The sequence below is a fragment of the Nocardia sp. CA-107356 genome (assembly GCF_050946365.1).
GTDB lineage: Bacteria > Actinomycetota > Actinomycetes > Mycobacteriales > Mycobacteriaceae > Nocardia.
Genome location: NZ_CP191992.1, coordinates 10105258 through 10126313, shown reverse-complemented (window position 1 = coordinate 10126313; position 21056 = coordinate 10105258). Strand labels below are relative to the sequence as shown.

Genomic DNA, 21056 nt, shown 5'->3' with positions numbered 1-21056 from the left:
CCGGGTACCGAGTCCGATTGTGAACACATGACCGGAAACAGACAACAGTCCATTGCCGCACATGCTGACCCGAACTCCGAGATCGGCATCCTCATCACCAAACCGCGTGGCTATCTCGCGGTCAAATCGGCCTTCCTGCTCGGCCGGGTCGGTGCACTGAATACTCGGCTCGTCGAGCTGACCGGTGCCGCCGCAGGCGAGCAAGCCGTCGATATCGGTTGCGGTCCAGGCCAGCTCGTCCGAGCGCTCGCCGAACGAGTCGGTCCGTCCGGTCGCGTGCTCGGCATCGACCCGTCGGCGCAGATGATCGACTATGCGACCGGCCGCGCCGAGACCCTGCCCAATTGTCGATTCGAGGTGGGCGCGGCGCAGTCGCTGAATCTGCCCGATGCCTCGGTCGATGTGGTGACCTCGACCTTCGTCATGCATCACATTCCGGAGGCCGAGCGCGCCTCATCCCTGGCGCATATGTTCCGTGTGCTCCGTCCCGGCGGCAGACTGCTGCTCGCCGATACCCACCCGACCGGGCTGGTGCTGCCCGCGGTGGTCCGGATCATGTCCCGATTCGCGGCACACCGCACCGATGACCCGCACGCGGCCGGACACCAGGCGGACCCGTTATCGGCCATCGACATCCGCCGTTATCGAGAAGCGTTGCGGGAAGCCGGATTCAGGACGGTCGATTTCACGGCGATCGCGCCGACGACCGGCGTGCTGCTGGCGACCAAGGGCGCCTAGATCATGTCCTTCGCGGTCATCCAGCGCATGGTGAACCAGCCGCAGAACACCGGCAGCCAGCAGGTGAGCACGCGGTAGAGCAGCACCGACGGCACCGCGATAGTCGCGGGCAGGCCGAAAGCCCCCAGACCACCGATCAGCGCCGCCTCGACCGCGCCGACGCCGCCGGGTGTGGGCGCGGCCGAGGCGAGGGTGCCACCGATCATCGTGACGATGGTGACGGTGATGAACGACGCGCCCCCACCGAACGCCTCGACGCTGCCCCACAGCGCCAGCGCCTGGCCGAGCGTGATGGCGCCACATCCGAGCACGATCACCAGGAAGCGCTTGGGATCCCGGGCCAGATTGCCGAGTTCGCCGAGCACCTCCTGCAATTGCGGGCGCACCGAATTGTGCAGCCAGCGGCGCAGTTTCGGCACGAACATGAAGGTGCCGATGATGCCGACACCCACACCGGCCGCCAGATAGAGCACGGTGGCGTCGGGCACGAAATGCGAAAGATTCGCCGAGGTGCCCGCCGCCACGCTGAACAGGATCAACAGGCTGATGTGGGTGATCACCTGCACCGCCTGCTGCAGTGCGACCGCGGCGGTGGCCCGCACCGCGCCGAGTCCGCCCTTCTGCAGGAACCGCACGCTCAGGGCCAGACCGCCGACCCTGGCCGGTGTCGTCGTCGCGGCGAAGGTATTGGCGATCTGCATGATCACCAGATTGCGGAAGCTGACCAGGCCGGAGGCGCAGGCCCACAGTGCCGCCGCCGCACCGACGTACGTCAGCGCCGAAACCGCCAATCCGAACAGCGCCCACCACCAGTTGGCGGTGCGCAGCTGTGAGAAGAAGGTCGGCACCGCACTGATGAACGGATAGGCGACGTAGACCAGGCCGATCAGCAGTACCAGCTGGATGATCTGGTTGCGGCTGAACCGGGTGATCTGCTCGGCTTCGATCTTGTCCTGCCCGGTTTGCCTGCGCACCTCGTCGTGGGCCGAGGAGACCATCTCGCCCCAGTCCGGAATCGTTTTCTTGATCCCGGCGGGCATGGCGGACTTGGTGAGTCGGCTCGCCGCGGTCAGCACCGTCGGCTCGCCGAGCGTGTCGATGGCGGTGCGTACCGCGGCTTCCTTGCCGAAGACCGCCGTGGTCGACACCAGCAACTGGGCGACGTCGGACTGCCGTTGCTTAGCCGAGGCGCCGAACTCCGCGCTGGCGAAGCCGCCGAACAAGGTGGCGCCGTTCTCGATTCGGATCTCCGCCGGCCGCAGGTCACCGTGCGAGATCTGGCCGCGGTGCAGTGCCGCGAGCGATTTCCACACGCCGGTGAGCACCTCGTCGGAGTGCTCGGCGAGCGGCGTACCCCGGGGCATGGTGTGCGCGTACAGGATCCAGCCGCGCTCCAGCGCCGCGACGGCGACCTGCTCCATGGCGGCGAGCTCCAGTTCGCCGACCGCGACGGCCATCAGCGCGCGATGTTCGACGGCGCGATGCATGGAACCGTGCAGCGCGGCCGTTTCGCTGGTGCGGAAGGTGAGCCAGCGCCACAGTTGGCGCAGCGCGCCGAAGCTGCGCTGGTTCTTGCCGTACATCTCGACGGTCAATTCGCGTTCCGGACCGTCGATGGCGGCGGCGAGCACCAGCGGACCGCGTCCGGCCGGATGCACCACGGTGAACGCGGTAACCGTATGTCCGCGCTTGGCCAGCACCCGCACCGCCGCGTCCAGCGGCACCTCCAGCGCCGGTGTGCCGACGACCAGCACGATCACCGCGCCGACCAGCCAGCCGACGGCGAGTCCGAACATGGCCCGCGCGGGCACCACCGTGCTGACCACCAGATGGATCGGCGCGAACGCCAGCAGCAGGAACCACAGCCAGCGCCGCGCCCGGGTCGGCAGCCAGGGACTGGAGACGGTCAGCACCGCGGCCAGCATCGCGATCCAGCGCGGATCGTCCAGGAACTGCGACAGAAAGGTATCGAGCCGGTCCGGGACCTGCAGATGCCATTGCGGCGCAGACAGTCCCGTGCCGGTGATCGATAGCAGCAGACCGGCGACCAATCCTGCCGCGGCATAGCCCGCCAGCAGTTTCCACTGCCTGCCGATGATCAACTCGATGAGAATCGCGAACGGCAGCGCCAGAATCGCCATGCCGTAGACCAGATACACCAGATTGGACTGGTCCGGATTGAGGAACCCGACGATATTCGAGACCGACCGCTCCAGCGCCAGCCATTCCGGCCGGGTGATCAGCGAGGCGGCGACGACTACACCGACCCACAGGGCCGCCAGTACGACGCGGATGATGTCACTGGTCCGTCGGATCAGCGGTTGCAGCAGGCTCCCCGCGACCGGGATCTCCCGCCCATCGACTCGCATCTCGTGGCGCTCCTCCGCCTCTCCGGGCCTTGTGCCGGTCGTAGGGTGTCCCTAACCTACCGTTGCGGGCCGGCGGTCCCCGAAATGGCCGGGTTCTGGGCGTCCCCGGCGAGTTACCCGTGTTCGTTCTAGATCAGTTGTTGCGTACGCAGGCACGATACACAGCAGCGCGGTGGTCGGGTTCTCGCCGATCCGACTTGTGCGCCGCTCGCCCGACCGGTGGGTCTTGCCGAATCCGTGCAACCCGATGACGATCAGGTCGGATAAGTCGGCAGCCGGGCATTGTCCGAGTGCCGGGCACGACGACCAGGAGGCAAGCAGGACATGGCAGCACAGGATCTATCCGGCAAGACAGTGGTGGTGACCGGCGCCAGCTCGGGCATCGGCGCGGAAGCGGCGGCGAAGCTGGTGGCGCGCGGCGCGACCGTCGCGGTGGTCGGGCGCTCGCCGGAGCGTACCGCCGAGGTGGCGGCGCGGGTCGGCGCCGAATCGTTCATCGCCGATTTCGCCCGCTTCGACGAGGTGCGCAAGCTCGCCGATCAACTCCTCGACCGCTATCCGCGCATCGATGTGCTCGCGAATAACGCGGGCGGCGCGTGGGCGAAACGCACTGTTACCGATGACGGCAACGAACTGACCTTCCAGGTCAACCACCTGTCGCCGTTTCTGCTGACCAGTCTGCTGCTGGAGCGGTTGGTGCAGTCGCAGGCCAGGGTCGTCAATACCGCGAGCACGACCTACCGGATGGCGAAGCTGGATCTCGACACCGTCAATGCCTCGACCGGCTCGTTCAACCAGTTGGCCGTCTACGGCACCTCCAAGCTCGCGAATATCATCTTCACCAGGGAACTGGCCCGTCGCACCGAGGGCACCGGGCTGGTCACCGCCGCCTTCCATCCCGGTGTGGTCGCCACCCACGTCTACGACAACGCCCCGCTCGGCATCGGCGCGTTCATCCGCTCCCCGCTGTCGCGGCCCTTCTTCATCCGGCCCGATAAGGGCGCGGATCCGCTGGTGCACCTGGCGACGACGCAGGACGACATCGGCGGCAAGTACTTCCACCGGTTCAAGGTGGAGGAGCCGCGCAATAGGCAGGCGGTGGATCCAGATCTCGCGCAACGGCTTTGGGTGATGTCCGAGGAGATCACCGGCGTGCCGAGTTCGGCGACGTAGGTCAGCTGGCGTCCGCACCGAGTGCGTGACGCCCGCCGCCGGCATCCTCGACTTCGACACCGACGCTGAAGACCTCGCCGGTCATATCGCCGCGATCGAGTTCGACGATGGCCCGCACCACTTGTTCGGTCGGCACGATCGAGGGAAAGCCGTGGGGCGCGATCGCATTCGCCCGCACCCCGAACTCCTCGAATTCGGCGGCGATATGCCGGGTCAGCTGGTTGAGCGCCGCCTTGGACGCCGCGTAGAGCGCCTGTCCGCCGGGGTACACCCGCGAGCCCGAAATGCTGGAGACATTCACGATATTGCGGTTGCGCGCCCGATTCTCATCCAGGGCGTGCACCCAGCCACGCTGGGCCAGTCGGGCCGACAACCGTAGCGGCACACCGACATTGACCGCGAAATGGGATTCGAATTCGTCTGATGTCGTGTCGCCGTCGACGATGCCGCGCGGTTGAAATCGGCTGTGTGCGGCATTGTTGACCAGCAGATCGACGTGACCGAACCGGGCCAGGGCGAGATCGACGACGCGCTCGATCTCGCCCTCTTCGGCCAGCTCCGCCTTGATCACAAAGATTCTCGAATCATTCTCCGGCACCGGCATTTCCGGTTCGAAGGGGTCGACGAACCATTCCAGCTGTGACGGTGCGGCGGGTGTGCGGTTGCGGCACACCGCGATGATGTCGTAGTCGGTGTACAGACCGCGGCAAAAGGTATCGCCGAGCACGCCACCGGCTCCGGTCAGCAGACATACCCGGCGTTCAGTGCCACTGCGCAATGCTGTTTCCTCCCCATCGCCGCACCACGTCTTCCTTCGGTCGGTGCAGCCACATCACCACGCAATTGCGCGCCACGGTGTTACCGCCGATGAACCCATGCCACGAACGCGGTGTGCATTCGAACAGCAGCAGCGAATTATCCATCGGCGGAATCGTCAGTGCGGGAACCGGATTCGCACCGAGCTGCGCGTACAGCGCGGTCTCGCCGCCGTCGCCGGGCCGCCAGTCCGGATTGCCGAAATAGAACAGCACCGCCACCGCGCGCACGGTCTCCCGTGCGAAGACCTCCGGCGTCCGCGCGCCGGTCTTCAGATCAACCTCCGGAGTCACCGTCCCGACCTCGTCGAGACCGGGCGCCGGATCCTTGAACCAGGCCGGATTCAGATCGTTGTGCGGCCACCCCTGCGGGCTGCCCGGCGGATGATGGTGCACGGACCCCTCGACATCGCCGGTCGTCGCCACCCCGGCGATACGGGCGATCAGATCGTGCCATTCCCGGGACAGGAACAGCGCCAGCGGTCCGTCCCGCAACTCGGCCAGCTGGGCCCCGACCGCACCGTAATCAACGGCCACCGATCCGAACGCTTCCGGCCGCTCCCGGCGCACCCGCGCCAGCTCGTCGGTCAGCCGCAGATAGAACTCCGGCACGAATACATCCCTGGCATAAACATGCGGAAACGGGTCGACCCGGCGAATCCAGCGCCGATGCGCGAACAGTTCCGCGAACCACTGCGGCACCGCGGACTCAGCTACCCCAGACAACGTCAAATCCCTCCCGAATAACCATCGCGATCCTAACGGGTAGGTCCGGAGTCCATGCGCCGCCGGGCAATTGCGAAGATCGCCGGGTGTGGAACGACCTTCGCGTGTGCTTCATCGGTGATTCCTTCGTCGCAGGTGTCGGCGCCCCGCGGCGGCTGCCCGGTCGTACAGACTCAACTGTCTGAGACGACACTGTCGTAGATAGTGCGTCGTTGCAGGTCAGAGCAGTTGTGGCAGGTCAACCGACCGACATGCGATGTGCGGCCTGCTCGGCTCGCTTGCGCCGCGCCACCGCCAGATCGACCGGCGGTGCGCCCTCCTCGACGGGCCGGGTGACCAACTCGTGCAGCGTCGGATGCCAGCGGCCGACCTCGTCGCGGAACGGGCCCTCGGTCTCCAGCTGGCCGATCGCACCGATCAATGTGAGCATCGAGCGCGCGAACGGTGTGTAGTGCGCGGGCATAGTGGCCTGGCGCAGCGCATTGGACAGCCGCGGGTTCGTCACTCGCAACACCTGTTTGCGCAGCCATCGCGTGGTGAACCGATAGGTCGCGTGTTGGAAGGGCTCGATGCACGGCACGACCATGTCGAACAGGTCCTCGGCATCGAGTGTGCGGCCGGGTTCGCAGAAGCCGTGCCGTCGGGCCGCCGCCTCCAAATCCGTTGGCCCACCGTTGAACAACGCATCGCAATAGTCGAACGCCCACTCCTCGAAACCCTCGGCCGGCCACGGCGCACACGCCCCGAAGTCGACCACGCCGAGTCGCCCGTCCGGCAGCACCCGGAAATTGCCGGGATGCGGATCGCCGTAGAGCAGACCGCTGCGGATCCAGCTGGATGCCATGAACCGGACCAGCTGCATACCCACCCGATCACGTTCGGCGCGCGTTCCGGCGGCGATGATGCGCGGCAGGGGTGTGCCGTCGAGCCATTCGGTAATGAGCACATCGCCGCGCTGTTCGACCACGCGCGGAATGTAGAAATCCGGATCGTCGGCATAGGCTGCCGCGAATGCCCGCTGGTAGTCGGCCTCGGCCGCATAGTCGAGTTCGTCGAGCACGCAGGCGCAGATCGCCTCGGTGACACCCTTGACGTCGGCGCCCGGCACGAAAACCGTTGCCAGGGTAGAGATGCGGCGCAGCTGGTCCAGATCGTTCGCGACCGCCTGCTTGCCACCGGGATACATGACCTTCACCGCGACGGGCGTGCCATCGTGCCATACCGCGCGGTGCACCTGACCGAGCGATGCGGCGGCTGCCCGCCGATCGTCGAATTCCCGGAACTGCGAACGCCAGTTCTCCCCCATATTGGCGGCCATCGCCGCGTGCACCGAGCGCGGCAGCATCGCGGGCGCGGAATCCTGCAGTTGGCTCAGCGCGATCTTGTACGGTTCGGCGAGTTCCCGCGGCAGCGCGAGTTGGTAGATGGCGAGCAGCTGGCCGAGTTTCGTGGCGCAGCCCTTCAGCTCGCCGAGTACCTCGAAAATGTGCTGGGCGGTGCGCATTTGAATTTCGCGATCGACCTCACTGGCTGGTCTGCCCAGCGCGCGCTTGCCGACACCCGCGGCCCGGCGACCCGCGAAGGCGACCGGCAGTGCGGCTAGCTTCGCATTGCGAACTGCGGTGCGAACTGGGGGTTTGCCGTTCGGATTCGCCGCGAACAGGCGTGCACTTCTAGTCGTCGAACTCTCGGTCGGCCGACCGTTGCCACGCTGAATGGCCATGACTCACCTCACACTGCACGCCGACAAGTGTTACACAGGTGCAGTCTCGCACAGCAGGGCTTAGACTGTCTGGGACGTATTCGGAACCGAGTCGAAAGGTGGCATCTCGATGGGATCCCAGACGGTAGTCGCCGACGTTGCCGATGAGCTGGCACGCCGGGTTGCCGCGGGGGAATATCAGCCAGGGGATTTGATGCCGTCGGTGCGTCAGGTCGCGGAGGAGTTCGATATGAACCGCGCGACCGCACAGCTGACCCTCGGTCGGCTGGAATCGTACGGATTCGTCGAGGCGCGACGCGGCAAGGGGTTCACGATCCGCGATGTCCGTGAGGCGGGCGGCATCGATGTGTATCGGCACCTGTTCCGGTTCTCGGTTCCGATGCCGGATGTGGCCAATGAGATGTTCCGCGACATCGTCGAGGTGGAGCGCGGCATCGTGATGGAGGCGCTGCTCGCCTACACCGGTAGCGAGCAGGAGATCGACCCGGCCGAGCTCAAGGCTGAGATCGATGAAATGGAATCGCTTGCCCGGCAGGATGTTCCCGACTTCCGGCAGATTCTGGCCATCGAGGTCGGCCTGGTCCGCCGCTTGCTCACCGCACTCGGGCTGAGCATGCAGCGCGCGATCATGAACTCCATCGGCGAGATGGTGCTCGAGGTACCCGAGGCCGTCGAGGCCTACTTCGCGGGCGCTGCCGATCTGCATGTATTGGTATGGCGTGCGTTGGTCGCGGTATGGGACTCCGGTTCCGGCCCGTCCGATGCGCAGCTCGCGCTGTTCGAGGATCTGTTCGGGCTGTATCACGAGAAGGTGATCAACCGGTTCGAGGAGTTGCTCGGTGTCGCGACCGACGGCCACGAGGATGCGGCGCACGCGGCGACGGCCTGATCGCTCCCGACTCCGCCGATTACACTGTCTGGGTCATTGATGTATCGACTCGATTCAATGCCGCCCGAGGGGTGCGGTGTTGCGGAGGCCGGACAAGATCACCGACCCGGTCCGCCTGTCTGAGACGTTGGTGGGTCCGGATGACATCCCTTCAATGACGAGCGCAGCCTCCGATGACTGCGGGGCTTGGTACGCAACGATGAAGCGGCCTAGTCCGCGAGCCGATTCCTTTCCGACCGGGAGGTCTCTGTGACATCGATACCAATCCTGCCGCGCCGCTGGACCGTTGCCGATATCGCCGATCAGTCCGGTAAGACCGTCGTGGTCACGGGGGCGAACAGCGGTCTCGGCCTGCGCACCGCCGAGGCATTGGCGGGCAGGGGCGCGCATGTGCTGCTGGCCTGCCGCAACCAAAGGAAGGCGGCCGCGGCGCTGGACGCCGTCACCGCGGTGGCCACCGGGCCGAAACCCGAAGTGCTGCAGCTGGATCTGGCCGATCTGGCTTCCGTCCGGCGGGCCGCGGCATATGTCAACGACACCGTCGGCCGGATCGATCTGCTCATCAATAATGCGGGCGTGATGGCGGTGCCGCGCTCGCGCACCGCCGACGGATTCGACGCCCAATTCGGCACCAACCACCTCGGGCACTTCGCATTCACCGGCGCTATCCTGCCCGCACTCTTACGTGCCGGCCGGCCGCGAGTGGTGACGGTATCGTCGGTGGCCGCATGGGGTGGCGCGATCAACTGGCTCGACCCGAACTGGGAGCGGGTCTACCTGCGCTGGCCCGCATACTGCCAGTCCAAGCTGGCCAATCTGCTCTTCACCGCCGAACTCGATCGCCGGGCCCGCGCGGCCGGGACAACTCTGCATGCCGTTGCCGCGCATCCCGGAATATCGGCGACCCATCTCTACGACTTGAACGGTGAGAAGGGGGTGCGCGGCATATTGGCGGCGATCCCGCAGACGATCCTGTTCGCGCTCGCCCAGTCCGACCGAATGGGCGCGCTGCCGCAGCTGTATGCCGCGACGGTGCCGGATCTGCGCGGAAACTCTTATGTGGGACCGGGATTCGAGGTCGCCGGATATCCGCGGCGGGCACCGCGCAATCCGCTGGTCAACAGCCGCTGGACCGCGCGCAGACTGTGGCGGCTCAGTGAGCAACTCACCGGTGTGCGATACGACTTCTCGACGACCTGATCACCACGCGCGCAAAGACGGCCACCCGCCCCGGCTGGTCCGCTGGGGCGGGTGGCACCGATCTGTCTCCTAGAGCGCGCTATTGAGCTTGTTGAGGCGATCGCACGCCTCGACGTACTCGTTGATCAGCCGCGCCATCACGTCGGCAGAGCGCTCCACCTTGTTCATCATGCCTACGACCTGGCCGACCGGGTTGAAGTTCACGTCCTTGGCGGCCTCCGGATAGCGGTGTCCGCGCTTGACGCCGTCGAGTGCCACCATCATCTGCAGCGGCATGGGCAGCGGGTCCGGATTCTCCGGCGACTCCCATGCCTCGGTCCAGTCGTTCTTGAGCATGCGGCACGGCTTACCGGTCCAGGACCGCGAGCGCACGGTGTCGTGGCTGGAGGCATCGATGTAGGTCTGCATCTGCGCGGGTGGCACATTCGCCTCCTCGACGGTCAGCCACAGCGAGCCGGTCCACGCGCCGGCCGCACCCATCGCCATGGCCGCGGCGACCTGACGGCCATTGCCGATGCCACCGGCGGCGAGCGCTGGCATATCGCCGATCGCATCGATCACCTGCGGCCAGAGCACCAGCGAGGAGATCTCACCGCAGTGGCCGCCGCCCTCGGTACCCTGCATGACCACGAAGTCCAGCCCGGCCCGCTTGTGGTTGAGTGCGTGCTTGACCGATCCGCAGAGCGCGCCGATGAGGCGGCCGGAGCCCTGGATCTGCTCGATCACGTCATCCGGCGGGGTGCCGAGCGCATTGGCGACCAGCTTGGCCTTGGGGTGGCGCAGGATCACCTCGATCTGTGGCGCGACCGTGGTAGCGGTCCAGCCCAGCAGTTGGTTGTGATGCTCCTCCGCGGGCAGATGCGGGACATTGTGGTCGTTGAGGAGCTTCTCCGCGAAATCCCGATGGCCTTGCGGAACCAGTTCCGCCAGTTTGGCTTCCAGCTGGTCCGGGCTCAGATCATCGAGGCCCTTGCCCTCGTACTTGGACGGAATGACGAGATCGACACCGTAGACGCCGTGCACATGCTCGTCGAGCCACGTGAGCTCGACCTCCAGTTGTTCGGCGGTGAAGCCGACCGCACCGAGCACGCCGAGACCACCGGCATTGCTGACCGCGGCCGCCACATCGCGGCAGTGGGTGAAGGCGAAGATGGGGAATTCGATCCCCAGCCGGTCGCAGATTTCGGTACGCATGGCGTGCTGGTCTCCCTACTCGTCCCACAGCCGGAGCGACCGGCTGGAGAGGTGCTGGAACGGGTTACATATTTGGTTACCGGCCCGCGCTGCCGACTCGGCCGTTCACCGCAGATATCGCCATGACGCGATGATGGCTTCGGCAACAGGCGCGGGCGCCTGAATTCGAATGTAACACGTTCTAGTTTCTTTAGGGATAGCCGTTTCAGACGGCCGCCTGCTCCAGGTCGGTGAGCGAGTTCTCCAGGTGGTCGAGCAGGCTGTGCAGCCGCGGCACGCTGCGGCGGCAGCCGACGAGTCCGAAGTCCAGATTGTCGCCGTTGGTGGTGAGGGTGATGTTGACGGCCTGTCCGTCGAACGGGATCGACATCGGGTAGGTGGCGTCGAGGCGGGCGCCGTTCCAATACTGGGGTTCCTTGGGGCCGGGAACGTTGGAGATGACGATATTGAACGGCGGGTTGGCCAGCGACAGCATGCCGGGCAGGAAGGTCAGGGCCAGCGGGCTGAGCATCAGCCCGGATAACGCCATCGTCTGTATGGGCGAGAGCGAGTTGTAGACCTCTTTGCTGCGCCGCATTGATTCGCTCACCACGCGCAGTCGTTCGATCGGATCGGCGATATCGGTGCCGAGGTTGCACAGGATCGCGCCCACCTTGACACCGCTGGTGTCCCCGGCGTCCTCATCGGCCCGCAGTGAGATCGGGACCATGGCGATCAATGGTTTGTCGGGCAACGCATTCTGTTCGATCAGGTATCCGCGCAGCGCACCGGCCGACATCGCCAGCACCACATCGTTGACGGTGGTACCGGTCGCCTTCTTGACCTGCTTGACGCGTTCGAGCGGCCAGGACCGCACCGCGCAACGCCGAGCGCCGCCGATCGGCACATTGAACATCGAGCGCGGCGCCTCGAACGGCATGGTCAGTTGTTGTTGCAGCAATGCGGCGCGGGCCACCCGCAGTGCGGCGGGACCGGAATTGGCCGCCGACAACAGATTTCGCGCGATCCCGCCGAACAGGGATCCGGACGGCTTCGGCGCGCGCTGCGACCGGGGCAGGTTCCACGGCACGCGCGTATCGGTCGCCGCGGGGTCGTTGGTGAGCGTGCGCTGCAGCAACCGCTGCGCGGTGACGCCGTCGATCAACGCGTGGTGCATCTTCGAGTAGAGAGCGAAACGGCTGTCGCTCAGCCCCTCCACCACATGGATCTCCCACAGCGGGCGGTACCGATCGAGCAGGGTGCTGTGCAGGTCGGAGGCCAGCGCGAGCAACTGGTCGAAGCCGCCCGGGCTGGGCAACGCCGAGCGGCGCAGATGGTAGGCGAGCTCGACGTTCTCCGCCTGCGTCCATGCCAATTGCGGTGTGCCGAGCCATTTCGCCGGTTGCTTGCGGAAGGTGGGGTGGAACTCGTTGTCCGCCAGCAACTTCTCATAAGTCATCCGGGCGTATTCGGGTCCCGCGTCTTCGGGCGCCTCGAACAGTTGTAGTGAACCCACATGCATTGGGTGCTCGCGGGATTCGGCGAGTAGAAATACGGCATCGATCGGAGAAATGAGCTCCATAGTGAGTCGCCCCCTGACGACGGTGTGGTGTGGAGGTCTTTGATAAGAGGAATCGACCACGATGTCGGAAGGGCTCGCGCAGCCATATCCCCTGCGCGGTGCTCACAACCTTACTGAAAGGTACTGATCCGCGTTCGCCGAATCAGTGATCCTTGACCAGCAGCAGGTAGGCCTGGCGGCCCCGCTCGCCGGGATCCGGCTCCCGCACCAACCGGGCGGTCGCGGTGAAACCGGCCTGGTCGGCCAGCGCGGCGAGCCGATCCGGTGACCAGCGATAGGACCGAATCACCTTGTGGTCGAACGGTTCCACATCCTGGCCAGCGGTGGCCTGGAAGGCGAGTAGGGCATGCCCTGAGTTATCGAGTACCCGATGGAATTCGGTCAACACATCGGGTATCCGCTCGGGCGGCAGGTGGATGAACGAGTACCACGCGAGGACGCCCGCGAGGGTCCCGTCGGCGATCTCGAGGTGCTCCAGCGTCCCCTCGTCGAAGGTCAGTGCCGGATACTGCGCTCGCGCATGTGCGATCAGCCGCGGTGACAGGTCGATTCCGAAGCTGTCCAGACCGAGTTCGGACAGGTGTGCGGTCATTCGACCCTCACCGCATCCGAGGTCGGCTACCCGGCCGGAACCATTGGCTCGCACCAATTCCGCGAACACGCCGAGCATGGCGCGGTCGAAAGGTTGGGCCGCGAGATGATCTCGGGCGAATTCGGCGTAGACGTCCGCGAGGTCGTCGTATGCGGTGCGGGTGTGTGCCACATCCGCGGGTTCGGTCCGACTGTGTGCTGCCACCCGGACATCATTGCACCGCCGGACTCGGCAGGGTCCGACGCCGGAACATGTGGTCGAGATTCCATGCGGTATCGCCGGTGCCGAGGAGCGCGGCGCCGCCCGCGACGACGAGGACTCCGTAGGAGCACATTTCGTCGAAACCCACCGATGTCCACATCGCCGCCGCGAAGCCGATCAGCAGGGCGGTCGCGACGCGGGCGGTGGTTCTCGCGGCGATGCCGAGGATCAAGCCGATACCGCAGAGGGTTTCGAGTACCGTCGCGATGGCGGCCAGGGTCGGCGCGGACCAGTCCAGCACCTCGGGTACCAACGAGCGCGTGTAGTCGGTGAACGCCGAGTAGCTGCCCCAGGAGACACCCGATGCGCCCGGCGCGCCGAGCAGGCCGAAACGGTCCGCCACCGATCCTGCGAACAGGGCGCCCAACAGGATTCGCACGACGGTATTGATGGCGACGACGCGGGCCGCGGTCACCGTCAGCAATGCGATGCTCGCGAGCACGGCGGCCGTGATCGATCCGACCGATCCCGCCGCGAATACCAGCCATCCGAGTTCGACCACCAGGGCCAGCACCGCGAGCCCGACGACAACGTGCCTATTCATGTGCACCCTCCGAAAGTAGTAAGGTCCCTGACTAAAGGTACGAAGGAGTCGGAGAATGGTCAAGAGCCTGACTAATCCATTGGCGGATCGGCCGCCACCGCTCGGGAATCTGCTCAGCGCCGCCGCGAGAACGCTTGCGGCCGAACTGGATGCGGGTTTGGCCGCGGCCGGATTCACCGACCTGCGCGCCGCGCACGCGCCGGTATTCCAGATGATCGATCCCGAGGGCATGCGGCTGATCGACCTCGCCGCTCGGGCGGGCATGACCAAACAGGCGATGGGCGAACTCGTGCGGCACCTGCAGGCGCGCGGTTATGTCGAGGTGGCTCCCGACCCGACCGATCGGCGGGCCCGGTCGGTGCGCCTGACGCCGCTCGGCTGGTCCGTACTCGAGGCCGGACTCGATGTGGTCGCGCGGTTCGACGCGCACCTGGACGCGATAATCGGTGCGGCCGAAGTGGTTCGGCTGCGTGCGGTGCTGATGAAGATCATCGGCGGTGCCGGTCTGACCTTCAGTGCGGGCGCGACCGAGGCGATGCGCACCGACTGAGCGCGGTGCTCAGGCCGGGCTCGATGATTGCGGCACCGGCGTCGAATCCGGCTGCTCGGCGGTGCGGGTGCGTGCGGTGCCGAGCACCGAGCCGAGAATGACCAGCGGGAAGCCGATGCCCATACCGATGGTCAGCGGCTCGTCCAGCAGGGTCACGCCGAGCAGGATGGCGACTGCGGGGTTGATATAGGTGATGACCGTGGCGCGGGCCGGGCCGACCTCGCCGATCAGCGCGAAGAAGACCAGGAACGCCGCGGCTGTACAGATTACGGCGAGGCCGAGCACCGACCACGAGGCGTCGGCGGTGAAGTGTGCTGGCCAGCGCAATGCCGCGAACGGTGCGTAGATCACCGCCGCGAGGATCAGCGATCCGGTGACCACGCCGAGCGGCGGCAGATCGGCGAGTGCGCGATTGATGATGATCGGGCCGACGGCATATCCGATGGTGGTCAGCCCGATCGCACCGATGGCGGCGGGCTGGGTCAGGTCGATATCGAAGCCGACCAGTGCCGCCACCCCGGCGAATCCGACGATCAGACCGATGGTGCGGCGCGCGTCGAAGCGGTCGTGGCCGAGTTTGGTCACGATGACCACCGCGATCAGCGGTACGGCGGCGATCAACAGGCCGACCGTCGAGCTGTTCAGTGTGGTCTCGGCGAACCCGATGAGCAGCCACGGGCCGGTGATCTCGACGAGGGTGTACAGCAGCAGCGGCCGCCAGCGGCGGAAGACCGGTGCCAGCGCATTGGTGTAGAGCGCGATCGGCAGCAGGATCAGCGCGCCGATAAAGGTCCGGCCGAAGGCCACCACGATCGGGTCGAAATCCTCGACGGCGATCCTGATCATCGCGTAGGGCACGCCCCAGATGACGCCCATCGCCAAGAACAGCGCCCAGCCACGCCTGGTCATCGTGGGACCTCCGATCCATTCCTCGCACCGGAGCATATATGGGTTCATCCCATGATTCGAGCGGCGAGTGATGGTGGCCGAGCCACGGGAACCGGGGGCTCGACGGCGGCAGCCGGATCGGTTTCAATCGGCCTGCCGCACAACAGTTTCAGCTGTGCACGACAGGTTGTCGTAACGAGGCCCGTCCGGTTCTCGATCAACTGCCCGGGCTGTGCATTGGGCCGGGCCGGAACGAAGGGGTGGGTGTTGAACCCTCGAACGAAGCGTGTGGTGCTGGCGGCGATGTCGGTGTTGCTCGGTATCGGTGCGATTCCCGCGCATGCGGAGCCGAGCACGGGCTCCGGATCGGGATCGACGCAGCCCGCCATTGTCCTGCCGTCATCGGTGCAGTCGCCGGACGGCTCTTTCATCGAGAAGGTCGAGGCCAAGGACGCACGCAACGTCCGGCTCGCTATCCACTCCGCCGCAATGAATTCGACGATCCCGGTCGACGTGCAGCGGCCGAGTGACACCTCGTTGCCGCGCCCGACGCTCTATCTGCTGAACGGTGCGGGCGGCGGGCAGGACGATGCGTCGTGGAAGCGCAATACCGATGCCATGGAGTTCTTATCGGACAAGAACGTCAATGTGGTCAACGTTATCGGCGGGCACTGGAGCTTCTACGCGGATTGGATCGCGCCGGATCCGGTGCTCGGCACCAATAAGTGGGTGACCTTCTTCACCGAGGAACTGCCGACCCTGATCGATACCGCGCTCGGCACCAATGGCGTCAATGCCATTGCGGGACTGTCGATGGCGGGCACCTCGGTGCTCAACTTCGAGATCGCGAAGCCCGGCCTGTACCGCAGCGTCGCGGTATACAGCGGCATCGCTCAGACCAGTGACCCGATCGGTCAGCGCATGGTCAAAGTGACCGTGGAGACCTACGGCGGTGGCGACACTCGAAATATGTGGGGCCCGACCGACAGCCCGCTCTGGGCTGCGAACGATCCCATCGTCAATGCCGAAAAACTGCGTGGGCCGAACCTTTTCGTCTCCACCGGCAATGGCGTCCCGGGCGTGTACGACCAGCCGGGAGGCAAATTCCGGCTGGAGAAGCCCGAGGACAACGCGCAGACGGTCGCGGTCGGTGCGGCGATCGAGGCCGGGGTCAATTGGTCGACGCACAACCTGCAGAACCGGCTGAACCAGCTCGGCATCCCCGCCACCTTCGTCTACCGCGACAGCGGCACTCATTCCTGGGGTTACTGGCAGGAAGATCTGCACACCTCGTGGCCGGTGCTCGCGCAGGGGCTGTTTTCCGCTCCGTAGTTCTGGCGCAGGTCACGCGGTGTTCGTTTGGCGGGGCATTCGACGAGCTGTCAGGCTGGAGGAGTGTCTCAGCCTGAACAGTCGGATGCGACCGAACGCTCAGCCGCCTCTGCGACGACCAACTACCGCCTGCTCGAGCTCGATCATGAGACGGCCCTCGGAAGTGCTGAGGTCCGGCTGCAGGACGAGTTCGCGACCCTGTTCGACTTCGAAACGGTGCACCGCTACCTCTACGACTCGTACGACGATTACGTCGCTCGCGCCACGGTGACGTTATATCTGCCGACGCTGGCCGAACGCTTCGGCCGCCAGCGCCTGTATGCCCTGGCGAAGGTGCAGGGCAAGGTCGCCCAGCCCAAGCCAACCGTGCTGTTCCTGTGCACCCACAACGCCGGACGCTCGCAGATGGCGCTCGGATTGTTCACCCAGCTGGCGCAGGGCCGGGCGATCGCCTGGTCCGGCGGCTCCGAGCCGAGCGCGGCCCTCAACCCGGCCGCGGTCGAGGCGATGGCCGAAATCGGCATCGATATCGCCGACGAATACCCCAAGCCGTGGACCGACGAAATCATCCGTGCCGCCGATGTCATTGTCAGCATGGGTTGCGGTGACATCTGCCCATTCGTCCCCGGCCCGCGCTACGACGAATGGATCATCGAAGATCCGGCAGGCCTCGGCGTCGACCAGGTCCGCCCCATCCGTGACGATATCGCCGCCCGCGTCGAGAACCTCCTCGCCGGTCTCGGCATCCCATTTACCGACAGTCTGCGCAGCTAGCGGGGTCGGCAGCGACCGGAACGTTGTGCTCATGCCACGAAGCACGCGGCACCACGCACGACGCCGCACCGAGCGTTCATCGCCGAATCGACGGAATCCGGCAACGGATTACGGTGTCTGCTCGATCAGAATCTTCGTCGCACGGTCGAGCAGTTCACAGAACTGGCGGTGTTCGGCACCGGTGAATTGTTCGGTGAGCGCGCGTTCGAGCACGATGACTTCCTGATAGGCCCCGTCGAGGACTTCGCGGCCCGCGTCGGTGAGCGTGGCGATCATGACCTTGGCGTGCACCGGCGACGGCCGACGGTCGATCAACTGCTTGTTCTGCAGGCCGTTGAGCACGCTGGCCATGCTCTGCTGGGTGACGCCGCAGGCTCGGGCGAGTTGGGCGCCGGACAGGCCGTCCTCGCGCGACAGTGTGAGCAGCACCGTGTATTGGGTCATGGTGAGCCCGTATCCGCGCAGTACCGCTTCGTGGTGGGCCATCAACGCCTGTTCCGTGCGGCGGATTCGCGTGCACAGGTATTCCTCGACGGGCACCTCACCCATGTAACAGCTCCCTAAGTTGACTCAGCTACCTGATACCACGTAGCGTCCTGAGTCTCAGGATACTTAGTCAACCAAGAAGGCTGAAACACGATGAAGGCAGTTCTGCTCGACACCGACGACCAGTTCCATTTGGCGGAGATCGACCCGCCCGTCCCGGGTTCGGGCGAGGTGGCGATCCAGGTCGCGTACGCGGGGGTGCAGTGGGGTGATGTGCTGGTGCGGGACGGTCATTTCCCGATTCCACGCCCGTTCGTGCCGGGGTTCGAGGCCGCAGGGCGGATTGTGGCCGTCGGTGCGGGGGTCGATCCCGCACGAGTGGGGGAGGAGGTCACGGCCCTGATCGGAGGTGGCGGCTACGCGGAGGTCGTTGTCGCGCCCGCGGTTCTGGCCGTGGCCGTGGCCGGTCTCGATGTCCGCACCGCCGCCGCGTTCGGGTGGGTCACGCCCACCGCCTATGACCTGATCAATACCGTCGCCGCCGTCCGGCCGGGTGACAGTGTGCTCATTCACGCGGCTGCCGGTGGTGTCGGCTCGCTGGCCGCGCAGTTCGCGGTGGCGGCCGGGGCGGCGCGAGTGGCGGGTGTCGTCGGCAACCCCGGTCAGGTCGACTATGCGCGGCAGTTCGGCTACCAGGAGGTGTTCACTCGCGAAGACTTCCCCGATGCGCTGGGGGAGCAGCAGTTCGACGTCATCCTCGATCCGATCGGCGGTCCCACCCGGCTGGCCGCTCTGGAACGGCTCGCCCCGCACGGGCGGCTCGTCGCCTACGGCAACATCGCCACTTTCGAGCCGGTGCACGTTTCGGTCAACGATCTCCTGATGCACGGTCGTTCGTTGCTGACCTACAACAGCAACCTGCTGAGCCAGACCAACCCCGACCGCTTGGCCGACTCCGCTCGTCGCGCAGTGCAACTGGTGGCCGACGGCTCGGTGCGCATCGATATCACCGCCGAATACCCGCTCGCTGACCTCGGTACCGCCGTCGCGAATCTCGCCGACGGCGTTACCCGAGGTAAGAGCATCATCCGGATCGGATAGGCGGACCGATGCCGGTCAACTGACGGCGGCGTCGGCCGCGGTCATCGGCACTGTCCGGGCAGCTCGGCCGCGACGACATCGGTGTACTCAATGGCGGGCGGCTCGCTGAGCAGCTCCGGGGCCGCTACCAGCAGCGCGCCGAGATGGGCTTGCCGACCCAGGATCGCCACCGCCATTCGCATCGGGGAACTGCCCGCCGATACCGACGTCCATGCGCTGCGACCTTCTATGCGGCTGTCCTACAAGGAATGTCGGCACAAACCCGCGACGGCGCCACCCGGGCCGAGCTACACGAGATCGCCGCGGCGGCGCTGCATGCCTGGCCGCAAGGCGCGGCAAGCAGCGATGTCGTGGCCCGCACCGAAAACCGGCGGTAACTACCTACCGCGCAGCGGTGGTGGTCGGTGCCGCGGAATGCGTTGTCGTGGTGGTCGATTCGGTGGTGGTCGGCTTCGTGGTCTGCGCGGGTGTCGTCGGAGCCGGTGGCGTTGTCGTCACCTCCGGGGTGACGGCCGCACTCGACGTTGTGGTCGGCGGCGTCGTCGTCGGTTGCGAGCTGACCTCGGTCTTCGCGGGGGAAGTGCTGGTGGTGGTCGGCGATGTGGTGGTCGTTGTCGTGGTGGTCGGTGACGGGGTCGTTGTCGTGGTCTTGGTCGGTTCACTCGTCTTGGTCGTCGAGGTCGCCGCCTGATACGCGGCCGCGAGATCCGCTGGCTGCGGCTTGGCGCTGGTATCGACCGGCTGACCCGCCTGCGCCTGCTGCGCCAGATGGGTGAGCCAGGCGGCCGCGTACTCGGCGGATGTCAGCGGCTTACCGTCGGTGGCATCACGCCAGTAGTCGAAGTGGTGACCGGTCGCGTTCGGCCCGAGCGTGAGCTGGTACGGGTCGCTCATGATCACGGGGATCGTGTTCTGGTTCGTCACGATGAGACCGATGATCTCGTTGAATACCTTCTGCGGCAGGTAGGCCAGCGGCGACATATCCTTCGTCGAGATCGCCGCCGCCTGCGTCGTGGCCTGCGGTGTCTGCCCCGGCTTGTATGTGGGATCGGAAACCTTCAGCAGCACTTGGAGAAAGGTTTCGTTGCTCTGCATCCAGTTCGGCTGCGACTGAATATCGGCGAATGCCGCCAATGCGATCCGGCCGAGGACTACGGCGACATCCTGTCCGGTCGCCGGGGTGAGCCCATCGCGTTCGAGTGCGTCGGCATTCAACTGGCGACCCACATTGACCGCCAGCTGCAGCAGTGAAATATTCTGCGGCGCCGCACAGGTGAGATCACCATCGGAGCAGAACGACGCGATCTTGCCGTTCAGCGCGCCGAAGTCACCGCTGTTGCCGGGCAGCGCACCCTGACCCGATACCGCTTTCGTGCCGTTCTGATATTTCTGGTCGAAGCCGTCGGGGTTGCTGAACGGGTCCTTTGCGCCAGGGAACGGCCCATCGCCCGCCGAGCGTCCGGAGTCGGCGAGGATGACGACACCGACGACATCGGCCGGATCGACGACCCCGTAGCCACCGTTCTGGTCGGGTGTCTGATGTCCGACGGTCATGGCGACGCGGCGCACGACATCGGCGCCCTCGCTGTATCCGACGATCGAGAACTTGGTGTCCGGGCAGGCCTGGCTGATCTCCCGCATCACCTGCTCGGTATTCGCGACACCGGTGTTGACGGCGTCTTCGTAGGTGGCCATATCCGCCGGATACGCGATGTATACGGCGGCGTACGAGCCGGGATCGACATTATCGGCAGGTGCGTTGACGACGGGGTCGACCCACTCGCTGTGATAGTCATCCGACAGCGCGGCGGGCAATTCTTCACCGTTGGCCCCGACCAGCAGCTTCGTGGTGCCCGCGACCGGAGTGTCCCGGCGCCCGGCCACAGAGATGGTCACCATATCGTGGCATTCCGTCACCGACGCCCTGAGCTGGGTATCCACGGTTTGCGATGTCGATGTCAGTGCCCACGAAGCGGCGACGATCGCCACCACCCCCAGCACTGCGGGCGCGACGACGGCCGAAGCCATCCGATGGCGCGCGAAGAACTCCCGAAGAGCCATGTCCCGATCCCCATTCAATAACCGATAAGTGGATGGACAGGCCCCCCGACAGGCCATATGTCACGAGGGATGTCGGTGA

Annotated in this window: 21 protein-coding genes; 9 read left to right on the top strand and 12 right to left on the bottom strand. The window is 65.9% G+C overall.

What is annotated here, in order from left to right:
* Window positions 1–27 precede the first annotated feature (27 nt).
* A complete protein-coding gene (locus ACQP1G_RS45555) occupies window positions 28–738 on the top strand; it encodes a methyltransferase domain-containing protein (RefSeq protein ID WP_433196897.1) in 711 nt (236 codons plus the stop codon).
* Here ACQP1G_RS45555 and ACQP1G_RS45550 read toward each other — a convergent pair.
* Window positions 735–3107, bottom strand: a complete 2373-nt coding sequence (locus tag ACQP1G_RS45550; protein ID WP_433196895.1) for a flippase-like domain-containing protein — start codon at window positions 3105–3107, stop codon at window positions 735–737. The genes ACQP1G_RS45555 and ACQP1G_RS45550 overlap by 4 nt on opposite strands.
* A 324-nt stretch (window positions 3108–3431) precedes the next feature.
* Here ACQP1G_RS45550 and ACQP1G_RS45545 point away from each other — a divergent pair, with 324 nt between their 5' ends.
* Window positions 3432–4280, top strand: coding sequence for an SDR family NAD(P)-dependent oxidoreductase (locus ACQP1G_RS45545; RefSeq protein ID WP_433196893.1), 849 nt, complete (start codon window positions 3432–3434; stop codon window positions 4278–4280).
* Window position 4281: 1 nt separating this feature from the next.
* Here ACQP1G_RS45545 and ACQP1G_RS45540 read toward each other — a convergent pair whose 3' ends face one another.
* The 3 genes from ACQP1G_RS45540 to ACQP1G_RS45530 form a co-directional block, all read right to left on the bottom strand.
* Window positions 4282–5058: an SDR family NAD(P)-dependent oxidoreductase gene (locus tag ACQP1G_RS45540; protein ID WP_433196891.1), complete on the bottom strand. Its 777-nt coding sequence runs from the start codon at window positions 5056–5058 to the stop codon at window positions 4282–4284.
* Window positions 5042–5821, bottom strand: a complete 780-nt coding sequence (locus ACQP1G_RS45535; protein ID WP_433196889.1) for a 2OG-Fe(II) oxygenase family protein — start codon at window positions 5819–5821, stop codon at window positions 5042–5044. Before ACQP1G_RS45535 ends, ACQP1G_RS45540 begins: the two co-directional genes overlap by 17 nt.
* Window positions 5822–6059: 238 nt before the next feature.
* Window positions 6060–7544: an ABC1 kinase family protein gene (locus ACQP1G_RS45530; RefSeq protein ID WP_433196887.1), complete on the bottom strand. Its 1485-nt coding sequence runs from the start codon at window positions 7542–7544 to the stop codon at window positions 6060–6062.
* Between the two features lie 109 nt (window positions 7545–7653).
* On the opposite strand from ACQP1G_RS45530, the gene ACQP1G_RS45525 reads away from it, so the two are divergent.
* On the top strand, window positions 7654–8433 hold the full coding sequence (locus tag ACQP1G_RS45525; RefSeq protein WP_433196885.1) for a FadR/GntR family transcriptional regulator: 780 nt from the start codon (window positions 7654–7656) through the stop codon (window positions 8431–8433).
* Between the two features lie 249 nt (window positions 8434–8682).
* Complete coding sequence (locus ACQP1G_RS45520; protein WP_433196883.1) at window positions 8683–9633, top strand: oxidoreductase; 951 nt, start codon at window positions 8683–8685, stop codon at window positions 9631–9633.
* Between the two features lie 69 nt (window positions 9634–9702).
* On the opposite strand, the gene ACQP1G_RS45515 is transcribed toward ACQP1G_RS45520, so the two are convergent.
* The 4 genes from ACQP1G_RS45515 to ACQP1G_RS45500 all read right to left on the bottom strand — a co-directional run bounded on the left by ACQP1G_RS45515 (window position 9703) and on the right by ACQP1G_RS45500 (window position 13785).
* The gene (locus ACQP1G_RS45515; protein ID WP_433196881.1) at window positions 9703–10827 is read right to left on the bottom strand and encodes an NAD(P)H-dependent flavin oxidoreductase; all 1125 of its coding nucleotides are present in this window, start codon (window positions 10825–10827) and stop codon (window positions 9703–9705) included.
* 205 nt (window positions 10828–11032) lie between these two features.
* The gene (locus ACQP1G_RS45510) at window positions 11033–12388 is read right to left on the bottom strand and encodes a WS/DGAT/MGAT family O-acyltransferase (protein WP_433196879.1); all 1356 of its coding nucleotides are present in this window, start codon (window positions 12386–12388) and stop codon (window positions 11033–11035) included.
* 142 nt (window positions 12389–12530) lie between these two features.
* Window positions 12531–13184, bottom strand: coding sequence for a class I SAM-dependent DNA methyltransferase (locus tag ACQP1G_RS45505; RefSeq protein WP_433196877.1), 654 nt, complete (start codon window positions 13182–13184; stop codon window positions 12531–12533).
* A gap of 7 nt (window positions 13185–13191) precedes the next feature.
* The gene (locus ACQP1G_RS45500; RefSeq protein WP_433196875.1) at window positions 13192–13785 is read right to left on the bottom strand and encodes a TQO small subunit DoxD; all 594 of its coding nucleotides are present in this window, start codon (window positions 13783–13785) and stop codon (window positions 13192–13194) included.
* 55 nt (window positions 13786–13840) lie between these two features.
* Between ACQP1G_RS45500 and ACQP1G_RS45495 the strand changes: the two genes are divergently transcribed.
* Window positions 13841–14335 (top strand): MarR family winged helix-turn-helix transcriptional regulator, encoded by a 495-nt coding sequence (locus ACQP1G_RS45495; RefSeq protein ID WP_433196873.1) that lies wholly within the window; start codon window positions 13841–13843, stop codon window positions 14333–14335.
* Window positions 14336–14344: 9 nt separating this feature from the next.
* Here the strand turns inward: ACQP1G_RS45495 and ACQP1G_RS45490 are convergent, their stop codons facing one another.
* The gene (locus ACQP1G_RS45490) at window positions 14345–15244 is read right to left on the bottom strand and encodes a DMT family transporter (RefSeq protein ID WP_433196871.1); all 900 of its coding nucleotides are present in this window, start codon (window positions 15242–15244) and stop codon (window positions 14345–14347) included.
* Between the two features lie 282 nt (window positions 15245–15526).
* Here ACQP1G_RS45490 and ACQP1G_RS45485 point away from each other — a divergent pair, with 282 nt between their 5' ends.
* Both ACQP1G_RS45485 and ACQP1G_RS45480 read left to right on the top strand, forming a co-directional pair.
* The gene (locus ACQP1G_RS45485) at window positions 15527–16555 is read left to right on the top strand and encodes an alpha/beta hydrolase (protein WP_433209426.1); all 1029 of its coding nucleotides are present in this window, start codon (window positions 15527–15529) and stop codon (window positions 16553–16555) included.
* A 129-nt stretch (window positions 16556–16684) separates the two neighbouring features.
* Entirely contained in the window at window positions 16685–17329 is a 645-nt protein-coding gene (locus tag ACQP1G_RS45480; RefSeq protein ID WP_433209423.1) for an arsenate reductase ArsC, read from the top strand.
* Between the two features lie 108 nt (window positions 17330–17437).
* Here the strand turns inward: ACQP1G_RS45480 and ACQP1G_RS45475 are convergent, their stop codons facing one another.
* Entirely contained in the window at window positions 17438–17878 is a 441-nt protein-coding gene (locus tag ACQP1G_RS45475) for a MarR family winged helix-turn-helix transcriptional regulator (RefSeq protein WP_433196869.1), read from the bottom strand.
* 90 nt (window positions 17879–17968) lie between these two features.
* Between ACQP1G_RS45475 and ACQP1G_RS45470 the strand changes: the two genes are divergently transcribed.
* Entirely contained in the window at window positions 17969–18916 is a 948-nt protein-coding gene (locus tag ACQP1G_RS45470; protein ID WP_433196867.1) for a quinone oxidoreductase family protein, read from the top strand.
* 41 nt (window positions 18917–18957) lie between these two features.
* Here the strand turns inward: ACQP1G_RS45470 and ACQP1G_RS45465 are convergent, their stop codons facing one another.
* Window positions 18958–19098, bottom strand: coding sequence for a hypothetical protein (locus ACQP1G_RS45465; RefSeq protein WP_433196865.1), 141 nt, complete (start codon window positions 19096–19098; stop codon window positions 18958–18960).
* A gap of 66 nt (window positions 19099–19164) precedes the next feature.
* Here ACQP1G_RS45465 and ACQP1G_RS45460 point away from each other — a divergent pair, with 66 nt between their 5' ends.
* Entirely contained in the window at window positions 19165–19293 is a 129-nt protein-coding gene (locus tag ACQP1G_RS45460) for a hypothetical protein (RefSeq protein ID WP_433196863.1), read from the top strand.
* Between the two features lie 4 nt (window positions 19294–19297).
* Here ACQP1G_RS45460 and ACQP1G_RS45455 read toward each other — a convergent pair whose 3' ends face one another.
* Window positions 19298–20977 carry a cutinase family protein gene (locus ACQP1G_RS45455; RefSeq protein WP_433196861.1) on the bottom strand — a complete coding sequence of 560 codons (1680 nt, stop codon included), beginning with the start codon at window positions 20975–20977 and terminating at the stop codon, window positions 19298–19300.
* Window positions 20978–21056: the final 79 nt, after the last annotated feature.